At 29.0% G+C, this 20,640-nt stretch carries 27 protein-coding genes; 24 read left to right on the top strand and 3 right to left on the bottom strand.

Annotated elements, in window-relative coordinates:
• The coding region (locus tag FGL08_RS13275) for a DnaA N-terminal domain-containing protein (RefSeq protein ID WP_279232959.1) at positions 1-321 on the bottom strand (321 nt) is incomplete at its 3' end.
• Positions 322-997: 676 nt separating this feature from the next.
• Between FGL08_RS13275 and rpmH the strand changes: the two genes are divergently transcribed.
• From rpmH to FGL08_RS13205, 14 genes are all read left to right on the top strand, one after another.
• Entirely contained in the window at positions 998-1,132 is a 135-nt protein-coding gene (gene rpmH, locus FGL08_RS13270) for a 50S ribosomal protein L34 (RefSeq protein WP_138211221.1), read from the top strand.
• A gap of 56 nt (positions 1,133-1,188) precedes the next feature.
• Positions 1,189-1,530, top strand: a complete 342-nt coding sequence (rnpA, locus tag FGL08_RS13265) for a ribonuclease P protein component (RefSeq protein WP_138211220.1) — start codon at positions 1,189-1,191, stop codon at positions 1,528-1,530.
• A complete protein-coding gene (gene yidD, locus FGL08_RS13260; protein WP_138211219.1) occupies positions 1,530-1,739 on the top strand; it encodes a membrane protein insertion efficiency factor YidD in 210 nt (69 codons plus the stop codon). Before rnpA ends, yidD begins: the two co-directional genes overlap by 1 nt.
• Positions 1,740-1,758: 19 nt before the next feature.
• On the top strand, positions 1,759-2,427 hold the full coding sequence (gene yidC, locus FGL08_RS13255; protein WP_138211218.1) for a membrane protein insertase YidC: 669 nt from the start codon (positions 1,759-1,761) through the stop codon (positions 2,425-2,427).
• 62 nt (positions 2,428-2,489) lie between these two features.
• A complete protein-coding gene (jag, locus tag FGL08_RS13250; protein WP_138211217.1) occupies positions 2,490-3,119 on the top strand; it encodes an RNA-binding cell elongation regulator Jag/EloR in 630 nt (209 codons plus the stop codon).
• Between the two features lie 174 nt (positions 3,120-3,293).
• Entirely contained in the window at positions 3,294-4,670 is a 1,377-nt protein-coding gene (mnmE, locus tag FGL08_RS13245; RefSeq protein WP_138211216.1) for a tRNA uridine-5-carboxymethylaminomethyl(34) synthesis GTPase MnmE, read from the top strand.
• An 8-nt stretch (positions 4,671-4,678) separates the two neighbouring features.
• Positions 4,679-6,553, top strand: a complete 1,875-nt coding sequence (mnmG, locus tag FGL08_RS13240; protein WP_138211215.1) for a tRNA uridine-5-carboxymethylaminomethyl(34) synthesis enzyme MnmG — start codon at positions 4,679-4,681, stop codon at positions 6,551-6,553.
• Positions 6,554-6,705: 152 nt separating this feature from the next.
• Complete coding sequence (rsmG, locus tag FGL08_RS13235) at positions 6,706-7,425, top strand: 16S rRNA (guanine(527)-N(7))-methyltransferase RsmG (protein WP_138211214.1); 720 nt, start codon at positions 6,706-6,708, stop codon at positions 7,423-7,425.
• A gap of 188 nt (positions 7,426-7,613) precedes the next feature.
• Positions 7,614-8,396 (top strand): nucleoid occlusion protein, encoded by a 783-nt coding sequence (gene noc, locus FGL08_RS13230; RefSeq protein WP_138211213.1) that lies wholly within the window; start codon positions 7,614-7,616, stop codon positions 8,394-8,396.
• A gap of 277 nt (positions 8,397-8,673) precedes the next feature.
• Complete coding sequence (locus FGL08_RS13225) at positions 8,674-9,444, top strand: ParA family protein (RefSeq protein WP_138211212.1); 771 nt, start codon at positions 8,674-8,676, stop codon at positions 9,442-9,444.
• 3 nt (positions 9,445-9,447) lie between these two features.
• Positions 9,448-10,344 (top strand): ParB/RepB/Spo0J family partition protein, encoded by an 897-nt coding sequence (locus tag FGL08_RS13220; protein ID WP_138211211.1) that lies wholly within the window; start codon positions 9,448-9,450, stop codon positions 10,342-10,344.
• 109 nt (positions 10,345-10,453) lie between these two features.
• Positions 10,454-10,936 (top strand): DUF4446 family protein, encoded by a 483-nt coding sequence (locus FGL08_RS13215; protein ID WP_243118022.1) that lies wholly within the window; start codon positions 10,454-10,456, stop codon positions 10,934-10,936.
• A gap of 193 nt (positions 10,937-11,129) precedes the next feature.
• Positions 11,130-11,603, top strand: coding sequence for an IS200/IS605 family transposase (gene tnpA / locus FGL08_RS13210; RefSeq protein ID WP_138211209.1), 474 nt, complete (start codon positions 11,130-11,132; stop codon positions 11,601-11,603).
• A gap of 231 nt (positions 11,604-11,834) precedes the next feature.
• On the top strand, positions 11,835-12,092 hold the full coding sequence (locus FGL08_RS13205) for a YkuS family protein (protein ID WP_138211208.1): 258 nt from the start codon (positions 11,835-11,837) through the stop codon (positions 12,090-12,092).
• Positions 12,093-12,191: 99 nt separating this feature from the next.
• Here the strand turns inward: FGL08_RS13205 and yyaC are convergent, their stop codons facing one another.
• On the bottom strand, positions 12,192-12,764 hold the full coding sequence (gene yyaC, locus FGL08_RS13200; RefSeq protein WP_138211207.1) for a spore protease YyaC: 573 nt from the start codon (positions 12,762-12,764) through the stop codon (positions 12,192-12,194).
• Between the two features lie 60 nt (positions 12,765-12,824).
• A complete protein-coding gene (locus FGL08_RS13195; protein WP_138211206.1) occupies positions 12,825-13,979 on the bottom strand; it encodes an aminotransferase class V-fold PLP-dependent enzyme in 1,155 nt (384 codons plus the stop codon).
• Positions 13,980-14,240: 261 nt separating this feature from the next.
• Here FGL08_RS13195 and yedF point away from each other — a divergent pair, with 261 nt between their 5' ends.
• The 10 genes from yedF (at position 14,241) to rplI (ending at position 20,572) form a co-directional block, all read left to right on the top strand.
• A complete protein-coding gene (gene yedF / locus FGL08_RS13190) occupies positions 14,241-14,822 on the top strand; it encodes a sulfurtransferase-like selenium metabolism protein YedF (RefSeq protein ID WP_138211205.1) in 582 nt (193 codons plus the stop codon).
• A 14-nt stretch (positions 14,823-14,836) separates the two neighbouring features.
• Positions 14,837-15,076: a putative Se/S carrier protein gene (locus tag FGL08_RS13185; RefSeq protein ID WP_138211204.1), complete on the top strand. Its 240-nt coding sequence runs from the start codon at positions 14,837-14,839 to the stop codon at positions 15,074-15,076.
• Between the two features lie 185 nt (positions 15,077-15,261).
• Positions 15,262-15,447 carry a DUF951 domain-containing protein gene (locus tag FGL08_RS13180; protein WP_138211203.1) on the top strand — a complete coding sequence of 62 codons (186 nt, stop codon included), beginning with the start codon at positions 15,262-15,264 and terminating at the stop codon, positions 15,445-15,447.
• Between the two features lie 106 nt (positions 15,448-15,553).
• Positions 15,554-15,841, top strand: a complete 288-nt coding sequence (gene rpsF / locus FGL08_RS13175) for a 30S ribosomal protein S6 (protein WP_138211202.1) — start codon at positions 15,554-15,556, stop codon at positions 15,839-15,841.
• A 31-nt stretch (positions 15,842-15,872) separates the two neighbouring features.
• Positions 15,873-16,343 (top strand): single-stranded DNA-binding protein, encoded by a 471-nt coding sequence (locus tag FGL08_RS13170; protein WP_138211201.1) that lies wholly within the window; start codon positions 15,873-15,875, stop codon positions 16,341-16,343.
• Between the two features lie 25 nt (positions 16,344-16,368).
• Entirely contained in the window at positions 16,369-16,608 is a 240-nt protein-coding gene (gene rpsR, locus FGL08_RS13165; RefSeq protein ID WP_138211200.1) for a 30S ribosomal protein S18, read from the top strand.
• 201 nt (positions 16,609-16,809) lie between these two features.
• Entirely contained in the window at positions 16,810-17,145 is a 336-nt protein-coding gene (locus tag FGL08_RS13160) for a MazG-like family protein (RefSeq protein WP_138211351.1), read from the top strand.
• Positions 17,138-18,133: a DUF2232 domain-containing protein gene (locus tag FGL08_RS13155; RefSeq protein WP_171012071.1), complete on the top strand. Its 996-nt coding sequence runs from the start codon at positions 17,138-17,140 to the stop codon at positions 18,131-18,133. The genes FGL08_RS13160 and FGL08_RS13155 overlap by 8 nt, the downstream gene beginning before the upstream one ends.
• Positions 18,134-18,138: 5 nt before the next feature.
• A complete protein-coding gene (locus tag FGL08_RS13150; protein ID WP_138211198.1) occupies positions 18,139-20,127 on the top strand; it encodes a DHH family phosphoesterase in 1,989 nt (662 codons plus the stop codon).
• Between the two features lies 1 nt (position 20,128).
• Positions 20,129-20,572, top strand: a complete 444-nt coding sequence (gene rplI, locus FGL08_RS13145) for a 50S ribosomal protein L9 (protein WP_138211197.1) — start codon at positions 20,129-20,131, stop codon at positions 20,570-20,572.
• The last annotated feature ends 68 nt before the right edge of the window (positions 20,573-20,640 follow it).

The raw sequence follows: 20,640 nt of genomic DNA, 5'->3' as shown, positions 1-20,640 counted from the left end.
TTCATCAGGAAGGTTTATACTCCTATCGGCTAAGTTACTTTTTTTAGGAATCTTTTCTTCTGTAGAGTTCTCTTCTCCAATTAAAAATTCAATATTAAATTGTTTTGAAGTTAGCATTTTTAAAGCGTTAAAGATTAAATCTTTATACCTAGACTCAAGAATTTCTTTTGTAAAATTATTGGGTACACAGAGCTTTATAGTACTACTGGATAAACTTAGCGGAGTAATACTTTTTATCCAGGTATTAAAACTTACTTCACTTAATTCGCCTTTGATAATAGTTATCGTTTTTTCCCAAATTTGATTAAGTTGGACATCCATTTTGTATCCTCCAATGAATAAAATAGTTATAAAAATTAAATAAAAATTTTTTTATAAAGTGTAACTAACATATTATACACATAATTTAAATAAAAAAATCCTTTTATTAAAGGTTGTTGACAAGTTAATAAAATAATATTCACATGTTAATAAAAATGTTGATATAATAAGTGTAAAAAAAATTATTAACAAATATAAAAAAATAAAAATCCACATATGTTATAAGTGTATAAATGATAAAAATACTAGATATATATTATGATAAATACAAATCATACAAGGGATATAACAAGTTATACACAACTTTGTCCACAACCTGTGTATAACTTTTTATTAATTAAAATTATTAACAATTCATATCTAATATATCAAAAGAATAAAAGGTATTCAAGAAGTTATCCACAAAAAGTTGATATAGTTAGTAAAATTATTAACAAATTTATTCAGTAATAGTCTGCTTGACATTATTAAAAGCTAAATATATAATTTAATAGTAAAACCCTAAATTAAGATAGGATGTTTAATAGTTAATATTTTTATAATAAGAACTAGTGATGTAATTAATAGTTATAGGAACTAGTTTTTTTATTAAAAGTTACTTTAATTAAAGGAAGGTTGAAGTTTATTATTTTTATCTTCCAATAAAATAATAAAACATAGAAAGGGGTGGATTCGCATGAAAATGACATTCCAACCAAAAAAGAGACAAAGAAAAAAAGAGCATGGCTTCAGAAAAAGAATGAGTACTTTATCTGGAAGAAACATTCTTAAGAAAAGAAGACAAAAAGGTAGAAAAAGATTGACAGCATAAGGCCGCTAATGTGGCCTTTTTCTGCAGATGCAGAAAATTTGTCAGGGAGTATTAATATGAATAAGGTTAAAAGATATAAAATCAGAAAAAATTCTGAGTTTAGAACGGTATATAAAAGAGGAAAATCTTTTTCTAATAAGTTTTTAGTGCTTTATATTAAAAAAAATGGTAATAATATTAATAGATTAGGAATATCAGTAAGTAAGAAAGTTGGAAAAAGTGTAATTAGAAGTAGAGTAAAGAGACTTATTCGAGAAAGTTACAGATTAAATTGTCACAAGTTTAAAAATGGTCATGATTTTGTAATAATTGCAAGAGTCTCATCCAATGACCAAAATTATATTACTATAGAGAATGCTTTAAATGAAGTATTTAGCAAGGCAGGACTAATTAAATAATGAAAAAATTACTTATTTTTTTTATTAAGTTATATAGAAAATATATATCACCATTAAAGGCGCCCACATGTAGGTTTTACCCAACCTGTTCTCAGTATGCTCTAGAAGCTATTGAAAAGTATGGTGCTATTAAAGGTGGTTTTATGGCAATAAAAAGAATTCTAAAATGTCATCCATATAATAAAGGTGGCTATGATCCTGTGAAATAAATTTAGGAGGGATTTTCCGGTGAATTTTTTGATACAACCAATCGCTAGAGTGTTCGAAGTTATACATAAGTACATTTCAGGTGGAGTTTCAGATGTAGGTTTATCTTATGGATTAACTATTATTGCAGTAACTTTTCTAATAAAGCTATTATTACTGCCACTTAATATTAAATCTACAAAATCCATGATGAAGAGTTCAGAAGTACAATCCGAAGTAAAGAAAATTCAACAAAAATATAAAGCTGATCCTCAAAGGGCTAATCAAGAAGTTATGAAGTTTTATAAGGAAAACGGTATTAATCCTATGGCAGGATGTTTACCACTTTTAATTCAAATGCCTATTTTAATAGCTCTTTATGGTGTGTTTAATAATTTATCAGGTATACAAGGTGTTAGTTTCTTATGGTTAAAGGACTTAGCTAGTCCAGACAAGACTTATATATTACCTATATTGGCAGGGGTAAGTCAATTTGTAGTAGGTAAATTAACTCCAACAAGTTCTACTGGGGATAGTGCGCAACAGGCACAAATGAAAACGATGAATGTTGTAATGCCAGCTATGATAGCATTTATGACATTACCATTAAAATCTGCCTTAGGATTATATTGGGTTGTAAGTAATATAATTCAAGGATTGCAAAGTTTATTAGTTTATTTTTTAATAAAAAGAGAGAAAGAAAGTAAATAGAAGAATTCGATTTAATGCTTTCACAGTGTAATAGGGATTAGAGGAAGGCAGGTATTTTAATTATGAAAATTATAGAGGCAACTGGTAAAAGTGTAGAAGAAGCAGTAGAAAAAGCTTTAGAAGAATTAGGGGTAAGTAAGGAAGAAGTAGAAATCGAGGTATTAGAAAAAGGCAGTAAAGGATTTTTAAATCTAATAGGTACCAAACTTTCTAAGGTAAGGGTTACTGTAAAGAAGAATTTTTGTAAAGAGACAAGAGAATTTTTACAAGATATATTAGATGCAATGGATATAAAGGCAGAAATACAAGTAAGAGAAGATAAAAATACAATACATATCAATTTAGATGGTGAAGGTATGGGATTGTTAATAGGATATAGGGGAGAAACCCTAGATTCATTGCAATATTTAGTAGGTCTTGCTATAAATAAGGGCTTGGATGAAGGCTATAAAAGAGTTATATTGGATACTCAAGGATATAGAAAAAAAAGAGAAGAGACCTTGATTAGACTTGCAGATAAATTGGCTAAAAAGGCTACAACTTATGGCAAGAAGGTTAGATTAGAGCCTATGAATCCTTATGAAAGAAGAATAATACACTCTGCACTTCAAAACAATTCTTATGTTAATACTTATAGTGAAGGTGATGAACCTTTCAGGAGAGTTGTTATTGAAACAAGAAAGAGAGCTTAGAGAAAAATAGGCTGTTGACAGGTTGTCAGCAGCCTTTATTTAATGTAAGACATATTATAAAATAAATAATTATGGATAGAATCTAATATAACAATTACCATTTATATATTATAAGTTATGTGATAAAATCATATAGATATTTTATTTTTACTATTTTAGAAAGGAAAAAATAACATGAAAGATTTTGATACTATTGCTGCAGTTGCAACTAGCATGGGTGAAGGTGGAATATCAATAATTAGAATTTCAGGCAATAGAGCCTTAGATATAGTTGAAAAAATATTTAGAGGAAAAAGTAAAAAGGGTATTAAAGATATGAAGCCCTATACTATGAGATATGGGTATGTAGTAGATAAAGATGAAAAAAGTCTAGATGAAGTTATAGTAAGTTTTATGAAAGGTCCTAGGAGTTTTACAGCTGAAGATACTGTAGAAATAAATTGCCATGGTGGAGTTGTAGTAACTAATAGTATACTAAAAGAAGTAGTAAGGGCAGGTGCTAGACTTGCAGAGCCAGGTGAATTTACAAAAAGGGCATTTTTAAATGGAAGGATAGATCTAAGCCAAGCAGAAGCAGTTATAGATATTATAAGAGCTAAAACTGAACTTAGTGCAAAATCAGCGGTAAGGCAGTCAGAGGGCAAAATTTCCATGGAAATATCAGAATTAAGGGAAAGACTTTTGTCTGTAATTGCACATATTGAAGCAACTGTAGACTATCCAGAAGATGACCTTGAAGAAGTTACAAATGAAAAAGCTACAGAAGATTTAAAAGATATTTTATCTAATATTGAAGAACTTTTAGATAGTGCAGAGGAAGGCAAAATTCTACGTGAAGGTTTAAAAATGGTTATAGTTGGTAAACCTAATGTTGGTAAATCATCACTCTTGAATGCACTTCTAAGAGAGAAGAGAGCTATTGTAACAGACGTACCAGGAACAACAAGGGATGTTATAGAAGAATATATAAATTTAAATGGTGTTCCTGTCCAAATAATAGATACTGCAGGTATAAGAGAGACAGAAGATTTAGTTGAAAAAATTGGTGTAGAAAAGTCTAAAGAAAAGATAGAAGAAGCAGACTTAATAGTATTTATGCTAGACGTAAGTAGAGAACTGGATGATGAGGATATTGAGATATTTAATTACATCAAAGATAAAAATTATGTAGTTTTATTAAATAAAACAGATTTAAATGCCAAAATAGATACTAAGTCATTAAACTTTATAGAAAAGGATAAGTTATATAAGGTTTCTGCAAGAACGGGTGAAGGAATTCAGACTTTAAAAGATATAATAAAGGATATGTTCTTTAAGGGTGAAATAAATTCAGAAGATATATTTATAACTAATAATAGGCATAAAGAAGCCTTAATTAAAGCTAAAGAAAACTTAGAAAGTTCATTGAATACTTTAGATGAAGTATTTGCAATAGATCTTGCATCGATTGATTTAAAAAATGCTTGGACGAACTTAGGAGAAATAACTGGAGATACCTTAGAAGAGGACATTATCCATAAGATCTTCTCTAAATTCTGTTTAGGAAAGTAGGTGATTTTATGTATATTGGAGGAGAATTTGATGTTGTTGTAATTGGAGCGGGTCATGCAGGTTGTGAAGCAGGCCTTGCAACAGCTAGAATGGGGTTTAAAACTCTAATGTGTGCTATAAATTTAGATAGCTTAGCTATGATGCCGTGTAATCCTAATATAGGGGGAACTGCTAAAGGTCATTTAGTTAGAGAGATTGATGCTTTAGGTGGTGAAATGGGTGTAAATATAGATAAGACATTTATTCAATCAAGAATGCTTAATACATCAAAGGGACCAGCAGTACATTCATTAAGAGCTCAAGCTGATAAAAGAAAATATTCAGAAGAAATGAAAAAGGTTGTAGAAAAACAACAAAATCTTTATTTAAGGCAATTAGAGGTTATAGATATTGATATAAAAGAAGGTAAGGTATTAGGTGTACTAACTAAGAATGGAGCTTATTTTAAAGCTAAAACGGTAATAGTAACTACAGGAACGTACCTTAAATCAACTATAGTTATAGGTGATGTACGTTATGATGAGGGACCTTGTGGATTATCATCATCAAAGACATTATCTGATAGTTTAGTTAAAGCAGGTATATCATTAAGAAGATTTAAGACAGGCACACCAGCTAGAATAAATAGGCGTTCTGTAGATTTCTCAAAAATGATTATTCAAGAGGGAGATGAGAGAATAATACCATTCTCTTTCATGAATGATGAATTAAATAGAGAACAAGTACCTTGTTATTTAACATACACAAATGACAGTACTCATGAAGTAATTAGACAAAATATATACAGGAGTCCACTTTACAATGGTTCCATAAAGAGTACAGGACCAAGATATTGTCCATCTATAGAAGACAAGGTAATGAGATTTCCGGATAAAATACAGCATCAAATATTTATAGAGCCAGAAGGTGAAGATACAGAAGAACTATATGTTCAAGGTATGTCTAGCTCACTTCCAGAAGATGTACAAATAGATATGCTAAAGACTGTTCCAGGTCTTGAGAAGGTTGAAGTTATGAGAACAGGATATGCTATTGAATATGATTGTATAGATCCAACACAACTAAAGCTTTCACTAGAATTTAAAAATATAGACGGTCTATTTTCAGCAGGACAAATAAATGGAAGTTCGGGTTATGAAGAAGCAGCATGTCAAGGACTTATAGCTGGTATAAATGCAGGTAGAAAAATCTTAGAAAAAGAGCCCCTTATATTAAAAAGATCTGATGCATATATTGGAGTTTTAATTGATGATTTAGTTACAAAGGGAACTAATGAACCATATAGAATGATGACTTCTCGTGCTGAGTATAGATTGATTTTAAGACAAGATAATGCAGATTTAAGATTAACAGAAACAGGTTACGAATATGGTTTAGTAAATGAAGAACGATATAATAAGTATAAAAACAGGAAAGATGCTATAGAAAAAGAGATTGATAGAATAAAAAATCTTCAAATTACAGGTAAAAAAGAAGTTGTTGAGTTCTTAGAAACTGTAAATTCATCAACATTAAAGAAACCTATAAGCCTATATGAGTTAATAAAAAGACCGGAATTAGATTATTTTATTGTACAACCACTAGACACAGAAAGAGAAGAATTGCCTTATGACATTCAAGAGGAAGTAAATATAATGTCAAAATATGAAGGGTATATCAATAAACAACTTGAACAAGTTAACCAATTCAAGAAGTTCGAAAAAAGAAGATTACCTGAAAATATAAACTATGAAGATGTTAAGGGATTAAGAATAGAAGCTATACAAAAGCTTAATAATATTAGACCCGAAAATATTGGTCAAGCATCTAGAATATCAGGTGTTTCTCCAGCTGATATATCAGTCCTGTTAATATATTTGGAGCAATACAATAGGAACAAATAATAAATTTTAATAATACAAGTGCCACAATAAAAATTATAAATTGGTAATAATATATATGTGGCACTTAATTTACATAGAATAAACTTGCCTTTGTCCAAAATATTTGGAAAGGCTTTTATAATATTTATTTATATTGGAATATGGAGGTATTTATGGATTACTTTAATATATTACAAGAGGCCTGTCAGGATATTGGATTAGAGTTTACTAAGGAAAAATATGAACAATTTATGCTTTATAAGGATTTAATAAAAGAGTGGAACCAAAAGGTTAATTTAACATCTATTAAAGAAGATGAAGAAATAATAAAAAAGCACTTTATAGATTCTATTAAGATTTTCAAATTTGAGGGGTTAAAAGATGCTAAAAAGGTTATAGATATTGGAACTGGAGGAGGATTTCCAGGTATACCAATGAAAATAGTTAATCCTGAATGTGAAATGGTATTATTAGATTCTTTAAATAAGAGAGTTAACTTTCTTAATATAGTTATAAAAGAACTTAAGCTTGATAATATAAGTACGATACACGGAAGAGCAGAAGATTTTGCTTTAAATCCAGAGTATAGAGAACAGTTTGATTGTGTAGTTTCACGAGCGGTAGCTAATATGTCAGTTCTTAGCGAATTATGTCTACCTTATGTAAACTTAGGTAAACACTTTATTCCACTTAAAGGACCAGCAGTTGAGGAAGAATTGGAGGAGTCAAAAAGAGCCTTAGACATATTAGGTGGAAATGTAGAGAAAGTTATTCCTGTTCAAATAGAAAATAGTGATTTAGAACATAACTTAGTTATAGTTAAGAAAATAAAGCATACTCCAAAACAATATCCTAGAAAAGCAGGTACTGCTAATAAAAAACCATTAAAGTAATAAATAATGTTGATAAAAATTAGCATTATATGGTAGAATATATATAAGTAATATACTTTTTTTACCTTTTATATATTACCTTGGAAATTAATTTCGTCATCACAAGTCAAACTTAATATAGATAAAGGTTTTATGAATATTGAGAGGAGGGAAGAGCCTGTGAAATTAATTTCATAGGAGACGTACATATGAGTAATAGTATATGTTATATCCCAGTGGAAAATATAGTTCCAAATATATATCAACCTAGACAATTTTTTGATGAAAATGCCATTGAAGAGCTATCTCAGTCAATAAAGGTTTATGGAATATTACAGCCGCTAACAGTAAGGAAATTAGGTGAACAAAGTTATGAGTTAGTTGCTGGTGAAAGACGTTATAGGGCAGCTAAGAAAGTTGGACTAACAGAGGTACCTACAATAATAATAAATGTGAATGATAAGGAATCTGCAGTACTTGCTTTATTAGAAAATTTACAGAGAGAAGACTTAAATTTTTTAGAAGAAGCAGAGGCATACCAGAATTTAATAAAAGATCATTCATATACTCAAGAACAGTTAGCAGATGTTATAGGAAAGAAGCAATCAACGATAGCTAATAAGCTAAGAATATTAAAACTTCATTGCGATATAAGAAAAATATTAATAGAAAATAGCTTAACAGAAAGACATGGAAGAGCCTTATTAAAGTTACCTAATTTGGAACTTCAAAAAGAGGTTTTAGATAAGGTAATAAAACATGGTCTTAATGTAAAGAAAACAGAAGAGTTGATAGATAAGGAATTATTAAAACTTGCAAGTAGTGAAGTTGCAGCTGATAGTAAAAATAAAATAAAGAGTGTCTTTAATCCTAGAGTATATATGAATACTATTAAGCAAGTATTTGATAAGTATGGAATAAGTGCTAATTATAGATCAAAAGATTTAGAGGATGCTATAGAAGTTACAGTTCGTATTCCGAAAAACAAATAATGTACACATAAAAAGTAGGTTTTAATAAGGCCTACTTTTTATATTTTTAACTTATAATGTTTCACGTGAAACATTATAAGTTAAATTATTATATATTTTACTATAACACTCTTTTATTATTTATGCTTAAACTATATAATTAAATTACATAGTTTAAACATGTACATAAAAATTTAGTGTAGTATGTTTTATATTTACAATTAATACTTGTTATAAATAAAAGAATTTATAACACAATTGAAGTTAGAACAAAATACCATGAAAGTAAGGTGATATTATGAAGACCATATGTATTTTTAACCAAAAAGGAGGCGTAGGGAAGACAACTACTAATATTAACCTATGTGCTTACTTAGCTGCTGAAGGATACAAGATTTTAACAATAGATATAGATCCACAAGGAAATACCACAAGTGGACTAGGTATAGATAAAACTAATTTAGATAATTCAATGTATGATGTAATGACTTCAGATACCCCTATCCAAGATGTAATAATACAAAGTGAGCTTATGGAAAATTTATATATAGCACCATCTACTATGGAACTTGCAGGATCAGAGATAGAGTTAATAGATGTAGAAAATAGAGAGACTATATTAAAGAGAAAATTATCAGAAATAGATGGATTATATGATTTTATATTTATAGATTGTCCTCCATCATTAGGTATACTAACAATTAATGCTCTTACAGCTGTAAATAGTGTATTGATACCAATTCAGTGTGAATATTATGCTTTAGAAGGAGTTGGACAACTAATGAATACATACTCCTTGATAAGTAAGGGGTTAAATAAAAAGTTAGGAATAGAAGGCGTAATAATGACAATGTACGATAATAGAACTAAACTTTGTAATGAAGTAGCTGGAGAAGTGAAGAAATACTTTAAAGATAAGGTGTTTAATAATACAATACCGAGAAATATAAGGTTAGCAGAGGCACCAAGTTTTGGGTTACCTATAGTACTTTATGATAACAATTGTAAGGGTGCATTAGCATTTAAAGAAGTAACCGATGAGTTTTTAAAAAGGCAAAAGGAGGTATAGAGTTTGGCTAAAAGACATGGTTTAGGCAAAGGTTTAGGTGCATTAATACCAGAAACAATAGAAGAATTTAAAGAAAGTAATAAAGAAGATGTAAGTATAAAAAAAGAGGAAGAGAAGCCCACAAGTAAAATCTCTTTAAACTTAATAAAACCAAATCCTGAGCAACCTAGAAAAAATTTTGATGAGGAAAAAATTAAAGAACTTTCTCTCTCAATAAAAGAAAATGGTATTATTCAGCCTTTAATTTTAAAGAAGGTTGATAATTCTACGTATTTAATAATAGCTGGTGAAAGAAGATGGCGCGCTGCAAGATTAGCTAATATGAAAGAGGTTCCTGCAGTAGTATTAGAAGATGTAAAGGATAAGGAAATTTTAAAACTTTCTTTAATTGAAAATATTCAAAGAGAGGATTTGAATCCTATAGAAGAAGCTATTGCTTATGAAAAATTAATTGTAGAACTAAAACTTACACAAGAAGAATTAAGTGAAAAGTTAGGGAAATCTAGAACTTCTATAACTAACTGTTTAAGATTATTAAATTTAGATAAACGAGTTCAAGAGTATTTAGTTGATGGAGTTATAAGTGAGGGACATGGTAGAGCATTACTAGCATTAAAAAATAAAGATATTCAGTATAAAATAGCCCAAGAGATTATAGATAAAGGACTATCCGTAAGAGGTGTAGAATATTTAGTAAAAGAATTATCTAAGGAAAAAAAAGAAGGTAAAAGATTGAATGATACAAACTCTCCTTTTATGAAAGATATAGAAAATAGATTAAGAGATTATTTTGGCACAAAGGTATCTCTTAATAATACCGGAAAAGACAAAGGCAAAATACAAATAGAATATTATTCAAATCAGGATTTACAAAGGATAATGGAAATATTAAAATTATAATGTTTCACGTGAAACATTATAATACATATATAATTAAACTATAATGAAAGGAAGAGTTAATTTGGAGTTTTTAAAAAGTTTCGTAGCATCTTATTCTGAAGTTGTAATAATGGCTTTATTCGTTATTATTTTAATTCAATTCATACTATTTATAACTGTAGTTAGTAAAAATAATAAACTACAACAAAGATATAGAAAGATTATGAGGGGAGTAAATAATAAAAATTTAGAAGGTCTTATAGTAGAATATTTGGATAGAGTTGATAAGTCTAAAGCATCAATGGATGGGGTAGTTGAAAGATTTAATGAGTTAGATAATAGAGTTCAAAGATGTATTCAAAAAACTGCTATTATGAGATATAAGGCATTTGATGATGTAGGGGCATTAAGTTATTCCATAGCCTTGTTAGATGATCATAATGATGGAGTAATTATAACAGGTATTTATGGAAGAAATGAAAGTACATCCTATGCAAAACCTATAGACAATGGAATATCAAGATATGATTTATCTGAGGAAGAAGATGAAGTTCTTGATAAGGCTATAAATAATTATGAAAGTAAGGAAATCTCAGACAAAATTAAAAAGTAGTATAGTAGGGTAAGGTTATTTAGTAACACTTTAAATTTAATTTAAGGTGTTATTTTTTTGTATTATGAATACCACAGGTTATACCTGTGGTTCTAAAAAGCTTTTAGCTATGAGTAGAAAAAATAAAACCTCCAATGTAAAATGAAAGTAGGTTTGCCGACCACAATAATTAAACAAAGGAGGTATATCCAATATGGATAATAGTAGTTTAGCACATAGCAAGTGGAATTGTAAATATCATATAGTTTTCGCACCTAAGTATAGGAGACAAGTAATATATGGGAAGATAAAAGCAGATATAGGACAAATATTAAGAAAGCTATGTGAACATAAAGGAGTAGAAATAATTGAAGCAAATGCGTGCAAAGATCACATACATATGCTTGTAAGTATACCACCAAAACTAAGTGTATCTCAATTTATGGGATATCTAAAAGGAAAAAGTTCGTTGATGATATTTGATAGACATGCAAATTTAAAATATAAATATGGAAATAGACAATTTTGGTGTAAGGGTTATTATGTTGATGCAGTTGGTAGAAATAAAAAAGTTATAGAGGAATATATAAAGAATCAGATACAAGAAGATATAGCATATGAACAGATGAGTTTAAAAGAATATATAGAACCGTTTACGGGTAAGCCAGTAAAACAAGGCAAAAAATAATACCCCTTTTAGGGGTAGCCTGTAAAAATTTTGCGGTTGGCAACCGTTCAATGTGCAAGTAGCACAGCCAGTAATATGCCCTTATAGGGCTAAAGCAAGCCACCCGTTTTACGGGTGGTCCTGACTATTTTATTCAAACATTGTGAAAACATAGTGAACTAACAATATTTTTCAAGTTATTGGTATAAAAATGTTTATCATGGAAATAATATAAAATAGGAGGTGGGTTATTTGAAAATATGTGTATGGAACGAATTAAAAGAATTGAGAAATGGATTATATAATAAAGGATATGTTGTTATAGATGAAAATGTAAGTGAACCATGTGATGCAATAATATGCGACTTAAAAAACAGTAGTTTAGCTAATATAGTAAAATTAGATAATAATATAAAAAAAGAGGGAACTATAATAATTGATGGGAGAAGTAAAAGCATAGAGGATATAGAAAATATACTTACTACAAAATATTATAGCCAAATATTTTAGAAGAATTATATATCATATGGAGTAGAAGCAGACATAAATATGTTTCACGTGAAACATATTTATGTCTGCTTCTGTTTTTAATATTATTTAACTGAAAGTTTACAGGTTTATTATAGATGCATTTTTACCACCAACTGTTTTTATTATTGAATGATATATACCAGATGATATTTTTTCTGAAAGTCTTACTACTGTAAATAATCGTGTATTTTGCAACACCATAAATTCAAACGCACCGGATATATTAACGATACCAGTAACACTAAGATTACCAACCTTAGGCAAATTTTTATTTAAAGCAGCACCAGGAGATATAGGCTTGTCTTCAACAATTATACTCCCCACATTGTCTAACCTACCAAGGCAAGCATCTATAGCAATAATATAAGGGTCTTTAAAATTAGAATTAATTTCTTCTAGAGTTTGTTCAATATTTTTTGCATGAATTGGATTTTCAAGATTACCAAAAATATATATGTTTTTTCTTGATAAGAACCTAAGCTTTTCCCCTACAAGAGGGCCAAGGCTATCTCCTGTAGAACGATCTGTACCAATGCATATAATGACTATGGGACGGTTTTGTTTTAAAATCGGAGTGATGTGAGAACATAATTCGTCTCTTAACGTATAAATACAATTTGTATCCTTAGAATGAATAATTACTTTGCTCATAAATATTAATACCTCCTATAAGTTATTATTGACAAAACAGGAGGTATTATACATTAATTATTAAAATCTAGTAATTATTTTATGTATACTATCTATAGTATATTTTACATCTTTTAAATCATTAAAATATCCAAAACTAAACCTGATAGTTCCATGGGGATATGAGCCAATAGTTTCATGTGCTAAAGGGGCACAATGAAGTCCTGTTCTTGTACTTATCCCAAATTCATTATCTAAATAAAATCCAAGTTCGGAGTTATCTATTTTAGAGGAATTAATGGATATAGCTGAAGTTCTTAATGAAGGATTTTTAACGCCATACATAGTTATGTTATCCATGTTATACATAGACTCCATAAATTGACGAGTAAGTTCTTCCTCATGATCTTTTATAGTAGAAATCCCTTCTTTATTAATAAATTTTAAGCCTGCCAAAAGACCAGCTATACCAGGAGTATTAAGGGTACCGCTTTCGAATTTATCAGGAAGAAAGTTCGGTTGATTGATACTAGAAGAAAGGCTACCAGTTCCCCCTTCAATTATAGTGTGAATTTCATTATTAAGTTTATCATCAATTAAGAAACCACCAATTCCTTGAGGACCTAATAAACCCTTATGACCAGTAAAAGCCAATGCATTACAATTTAAAGTATTAAAATCTAAAGGTAAAACTCCTGCAGTTTGAGCACAGTCTATTATGAAGTAGATATTTTTTTCTTTGCATAAAGCCCCAATTTCTTGTAGAGGTTGAATAGTCCCCACAATATTAGAAGAGTGGGAGAGTACGACTAATCTAGTTTTTGGAGTTATAGCATTTTTAAAGTCGTCTATATTTAAAAGACCCTCTCTAGAACATTTAACTACAGTAAGGTCAATTGTACCATTATTTTTTAGAGTGTAAAGTGGACGTAGAGTTGCATTATGGTCCATAGAAGATGTTATTACATGATCTCCATTTTGTACAAAACCTTTAATTAAAATATTTAAAGAAGATGTTATATTCTGCGTAAATATAACATTTTCTTGCTTATTGAATTTAAAGAAGTTCATAAGTTCTTCCCTACATTGAAAAACTAATTGACCACTTTTAAAAGAGGATTCTGAACTTCCTCGTCCAGGATTTGCACCTAAAAATGACATATAATTTGTAACCGCAGCTATAACTTCTGGGGGTTTTGGAAAGGTAGTAGCGGCATTATCTAAGTATAGTTTCATTTAATTCACATCCTTATTATATTTTGTAACAAATAATAAATTAACATCTCTATATAAATTAATAACAAGAGCGTAATTATTAATTAAATTACTACATCATATATATTTATTTTGATATAATAACTATAGGGATTTATAATAATTGATATAAATAATTACGATTTTAAATATAAATAAAATTTACACAACTATTATTATAAATTATAAAGTGAAAGGGGTGAAGTCTATTTCCAAAAACTTTATTTTGGAAATAGGAGAGATATGAAAAAAGAAATAGATTGTAGAGGATTAAACTGTCCAACACCAGTTGTTAATACTAAGAAGTATTTTGATTCTATTGAGTCAGGTGAAGTTGTAGTCGTAGTAGATAATGAAGTTGCAAAGAATAATTTAATTAAATATGCATCATCAAATAATTTTCATGGAAAAGCTGAAGAAAAGGATGGATTATTCTATGTAGAGATATCTAAGTCAGAAGATTGTTCTTGTGAGTTAGAAGAAGAAAATAAAAAATTTACAATAGTTGTAGGTCAAGAAAAGTTAGGGGATGGAGATGACACTTTAGGAAGAACTTTAATAAAGAGTTACATGTTTGCACTATCAGAAGCATCTGTAATTCCAACAGATATGTTATTTTTCAATGGAGGAGTTAAACTTACTGTAGAGGATTCAGAGGTTTTAGAAAGTCTAGCTAAATTAAAAGAAAGAGGAACTAAGATTCAAGTTTGTGGTGCTTGTCTCGATTTCTATAAATTAAAAGAAAAGTTATTAGTAGGAGAAATAAGTAATATGTATTCAATTGTAGAGACAATGAATACTTCAGATAAAGTTATAAATATTTAAATAGGTGGTTTACGATGGAAAAAAGATATGTAGTTACTTTTAAAAATACTCATACAGCTATAAAAGGAGAATCAGTAGCTAAGAATAATGGTATAAAGCTCATGGTAATACCTACACCAACCTTTATAACTAAGAGTTGTGGTATTAGTTTAAAGTTCTCTGAACAGTATTTAGAAAAATTTCAATCTTTAAATGGAGAGATTGAATATGATTCTATATACGAGGAAAATGGAACAGAATATAAAAAACTATAAGATTTTTAAATTAACATATTAAAAACTGTTTATCTTAAATAAGTATTATGTAGATAGGCAGTTTTTATATTATAAACTTCTTTTAAATAGTGTATAATCTAAAAGGAGTCTTTTTTATAGGGATAGCAAAAGAAACTACAATTCATGTGATTTTAGTAGTTTATTAATATAAAAGAGGTGATACAGTGAAAGATGTTAAAGTAGGCGATATAGTTAAAACTAAAAAAACCCATCCTTGTGGCACGGATTTATGGGAAGTCATAAGAGTTGGTGCTGATATAAAAATTAAATGCACAGAATGTAAGAGAATAATAATGCTTTCTAGAAGTGAATTTGATAAAAAGGTAAAAAAAGTAATAGGGGATAAGTAAAATTATCTTGATTTTTAGATAATTCAATGTTAGAATAAATAGATGGATTTCCCTGCTGTAATTATTTATAATACAGCCGTTAGTCCGAAGGGAGGAGGTGAAAGTAATGAGAGCATATGAATTAATGTTCATATTAAAGCCATCATTAGACGAAGAAGCTGTTAAAGCTAACGTAGAAAAATTCAAAGGTATAATTGAAACTAATGGTGGAGAAATCGAAAACGTTGACTTATGGGGTAAGAGAAAGTTAGCTTATCCAATCGAAAAGGTAACTGAAGGGCATTATGTTTTAGTTAATTTTAAATCAAACCCAGAATTACCAAAAGAGTTAACAAGAAACTTAAAGATTTCTGACAATGTTATCAGAGATATGATAGTTAAAAAAGAAAATTAATAGGAATATGAATAATTAGGTGGTGTTTTAGATGAATAAAGTGACTTTGGTCGGAAGACTTACTAAGGATCCTGAATTAAAGTTTACTCCTGGAACCGGCACGGCCGTTACCACCTTTACAATAGCGGTAAATAGAAGGTTTAAAAAAGAAGGTCAACCTGATGCAGATTTTATTCCTGTAGTTGTTTGGGGTAGAATGGCTGAAGTAACTGCTAATTACATGAGTAAAGGTAGAATGATTGGTATTAGCGGAAGAATAGAAACAAGAAGTTATGAAGCAAAAGACGGAACTAGAAGATATGTTACCGAAGTAATTGCTGAAGAAGTCGAGTTTTTAGGAAATAAACAATCAGCTGACAGTGATAGATCTTATGATTTCCAAAATAACAATAAAGGCTATGAAAACTCAAATAGCTTTAATAATTCAGGTTTTGGAAATTCTAACGAACCTGATTACGGAAATGATGTTACCCCGATCGATGACGAGGATATACCATTTTAAGATGGTTAATTAAGGAGGGTAGAAAATGGTTGGACAAAGAAGACAAGGTGCGAGAAGAAAAAAGAGAAAAGTTTGTGCTTTCTGTGTAGATAAAGCTCAATATATAGATTACAAAGACATAAACGTACTTAAGAAGTACATAACAGAAAGAGGAAAGATTCTTCCAAGAAGAATTTCTGGAAACTGTGCAAAACATCAAAGAATGTTAACTTTAGCAATAAAGAAATCAAGAAATATTGCTTTATTACCATTCACAATGGAATAAAATTATAACATATAGCAGTACCTTTAAAGGTGCTGCTTTATTTATATATTCCAATTAGTTAATATTTTAAATATTAATTAATTGGAATATTATTCAAACACGTCTTGCATATCTAGAGAAAAATCAATAAAATATATGTAGAGAGTTAAATTAAGTTTATAATTAATATAGCTTTATCTTTGGGGAGAGGGGATGAGAAAGATGAGGAAAGAAGATTTTAATATAATGGCTAATATAAATATTATAGAAAAGTTAAAAGCAGAATTAGTATGCATTATAGGGGATTTATTTAAGGTTTTATGTAAAGGAAGCAATGTAGCACAAGATGCCATATTAAATTGTATATCTGGGGCAATAATAATATTATATATATTAGCAAATAGATTAGGGTACTCTCATCTATCAGTAGATGAATGTATGAAGAAAAAGTTAAAAGAAGGAATAATAGAGGGAGACGAGGTTGAGAAGGATAATAAAGATTTAAGTAAATTATATACTCATTTAAAAGAAAGAGAATATGGAGGAAAAAATGGTTAAAAAGTTATGGCGTAATGGTGGCAGCATAGAGACATTTTTGATTTTATTCTTAGCTCTCTTAGTTATGGTTATATCTGGTGGAGGAAAAGAGGTAAGCTTCTCTGGAATATTAATATTACCTATACCAATTGCATTATTCTACATTAAATTTGGATTAAAAAACTCATGCTATTTTTTATTTTTTGCAAGTATACTAAATTATATTTTATATGGTCCTCTTAATGTAGTTTCATCAATACTATTAACGGGAGTTATTGGGGTCATATTAGGATATTGTATAAATAAAGAAAAAAGTAGTATAAATACAGTTAAATTAGTTACAGTTGTATCTATGATATGTATAATAGTTAATTTTATTATTTATATTAAATCTAGGGACATTATGATTAAATCATATATAGATTCTATAATAAATATATTTAGACAAAGAATTGATGAAGCTATGTTAGCTTATAAAAGCCTAGGTATAGATTCTACTAAGCTAAATAATTTATCTGATTTAAAAGATATAATAGATGCAAAATCTATAATTTCTTCTATACCTATTATGAGTATAGTTTATGTTTTTGGTTTTACTACTATAAACTATCTAATAATCCAAAGAATGCTTAAGAATTCTAGTATAAAGGGTATTAAAAGAGTTGGTTTTCGTAGATTTTATGTAACCAATTTAATTGGTGCATTTCTAATTGGAATAGCTTCTATAGGGATTATATTAGAATCTAAAGAAATAGGCGTAGGTGAATATATTGGAATATGGTCAATTAGTTTAATGCAATTCATACTAATCTTAAATGGAATGGCGGCAACAACATATTTTCTAGTAGAGAAGATGAAAAAAACTAAAAAATTTACATTTATATTATTGATTATAATACTCTTCTTAAGATATGAACAGATCTTAGCTAGTATAGGTTTATTAGAAATGTTATTTAACTTCAGAGGGTTAGATCCCTATAGCCTTAGAAAAAATAAAATGGGAGCTTAATTTTAATGGAGAAAAAAAAGAATTATTTTTTGCCTATAAATAAACTTTATATAGCTTTAATAGGTATAGTAATAGTAATACTTTTTTATTATGGTCACAATGAAGAAGCTACAGTACTTACTATATGCTACGTTTTTATTATTATATATAATCTAAAAAAATCTAAGCATACAGAAAATCAATGGGAAAAGGTTGTAAAAGCTTTTTCAGACAAAATGGATGTTGCAAATAGTAGTACCTTTGTAAATTTGCCACTTCCACTAATTATGGCAAATTATGAAGGGATTATACTATGGCATAATAAAAACCTTTCGGATATATTAGAAGATAAAAATGTACTTGGCAGAAATATAAAAGAATTAAACAAAGAATTGAATGTAAGGTTTGTTATGGAAGGTAGAAAATCTAATTTTTCTTATATTAAAATAGGAGAAAGATATTTTGATATTATTGCAACTATAGTATATTCTGATAATAATAAGCAACAAGAGGATGCCATAACCTTGTTTTACTTTTATGATGTTACAGAAAAACATAATTTATATATAAGTTCTGAGGAAAATAAGTACAGTATAATGTTAATTGAAGTTGATAATTTAAACGATGTTCTAAAATCCACATCTGATGATCAGGCACCTTTACTTGCTGCTGACATAGAGAGAACTTTAAATAGTTACGCACAAAGTTTGAGTGCTGTAATAAAAAAATATTCTCTAAGTAAGTATATTTTAACTATACAAGATAAACTTATTGAAAAAGAAATTGAAAAAAAGTTTGATATATTAGATACTATACGTGAATTAAACTATGGAAATAAACTTGCAGTGACTTTAAGTGTAGGGGTTGGAAGAGGTGGAGATACCCCGCAGAAAAACCATGAATATGCACAATCTGCAAAAGAATTGTCACTAGGTAGGGGAGGAGATCAGGTTGTTGTAAAGAGAAAAGATAACTTAGATTTCTTCGGTGGGAAAACTAAAGAAGTAGAAAAGAGAACTAAGGTTAAAGCAAGAGTTATAGCACATGCACTAGTTGATTTAATACGTGAGAGTACAAATATATTTATTATGGGTCATAAAAGTGCCGATATTGATTGCTTAGGAGCCGCTGTTGGTATATATAGTACAGTAAAACAAATAGGTAAAGATTGTAATATAGTTATGGAAAATTTTAATCCTAGTATAAAAGAAATAGTTAGTGAACTTAAGAAAGAGGAAAAATATAAAGGTGCTTTTATAAGTAGTGAACTATGCTTAGATATGACCGATGATAAAAGTCTTTTAATTATAGTAGATGTCCATAATGAAGGACATGTAGAGAGCATGGAGGTTATTAATAGTATAAAAAGAATAGTGGTAATAGACCATCATAGGAAGGCGCCTGACTATGTAAAGGATACACTTTTAAGTTATATAGAAACCTACGCCTCTTCTACATCTGAGTTAGTTACAGAAATGTTGCCATACCTTGTAGATAAGCCAGAACTTAAAAAGATTGAGGCTATGACTATGCTTTCTGGAATTTATTTAGATACTAAGAATTTCTACTTTAAAACAGGGGTTAGAACTTTTGAAGCAGCAGCTGTGTTAAGAAGATTAGGGGCAGATACTTTATCTGTTAAAAAAATGTTTAAGGAAAATCTAGAAGATTTTATAAAGAAAGCTGATATAATAAAGTCAGCAGAGATATTGAGTAATATAGCCATAGCTATATGTCCTGAGGATATGGAAGACAATGTTATAGCTGCCCAAGTTGCAGATGAACTTCTAAATATTACAGGTGTTCATGCATCCTTTGTGTTTGTTAAAATAGAGGAGGATATTTATATAAGTGGACGATCTTTAGAAGTTGTAAATGTTCAAGTCATTCTTGAAAGTTTGGGTGGTGGAGGACATATGACCATGGCTGGTGCTAAACTTGCTAAAACAAATATGGATGATGCTGTGAATATGCTTAAAGAAGCAATAAGCAAATATTTAAGGGAAGGTGAATAATATGAAAGTTATATTATTAAAAGATGTTAAAGGTCAAGGGAAAAAAGGGCAAGTTGTTAATGTATCAGATGGTTATGCAAGGAATTTCTTATTTCCAAGAAATCTTGCAGAAGAGGCTACTAATAATAACTTAAATATTCTAAATAAGAAGAATGAAATAGAGAGAAAGAAAAAGTTAGCAGAGATTGAAGAGGCACAAAAACAAGCAGAAGCTTTAAAAGATAAAGAAATAAGGATTAATGCAAAATTAGGAGACAATGGTAAATTGTTTGGGGCTATAACGAATAAAGATATAGCAGAACAATTAAAGAATAAATTTAATCTAGATATTGATAAGAAAAAAATTGTTATGGATACTATAAAACTGGCGGGGACTTATGAAATTGAAGTGAAGCTTTATGCGGAAGTTTCAACTAGGATGAAAGTAGTGGTTCTTGGCGAGTAATTTTAATTACCGAGGGCGAGAGGAGGAATCATTAAAGCAAATTAGCAAAGTTTTAATTTGCTTTAATG

This window comes from Hathewaya histolytica, from assembly GCF_901482605.1.
Classification (GTDB): domain Bacteria; phylum Bacillota; class Clostridia; order Clostridiales; family Clostridiaceae; genus Hathewaya; species Hathewaya histolytica.
Note: the sequence above shows the minus strand (reverse complement) of the source record. Positions and strands in the feature narration are given on the sequence as shown.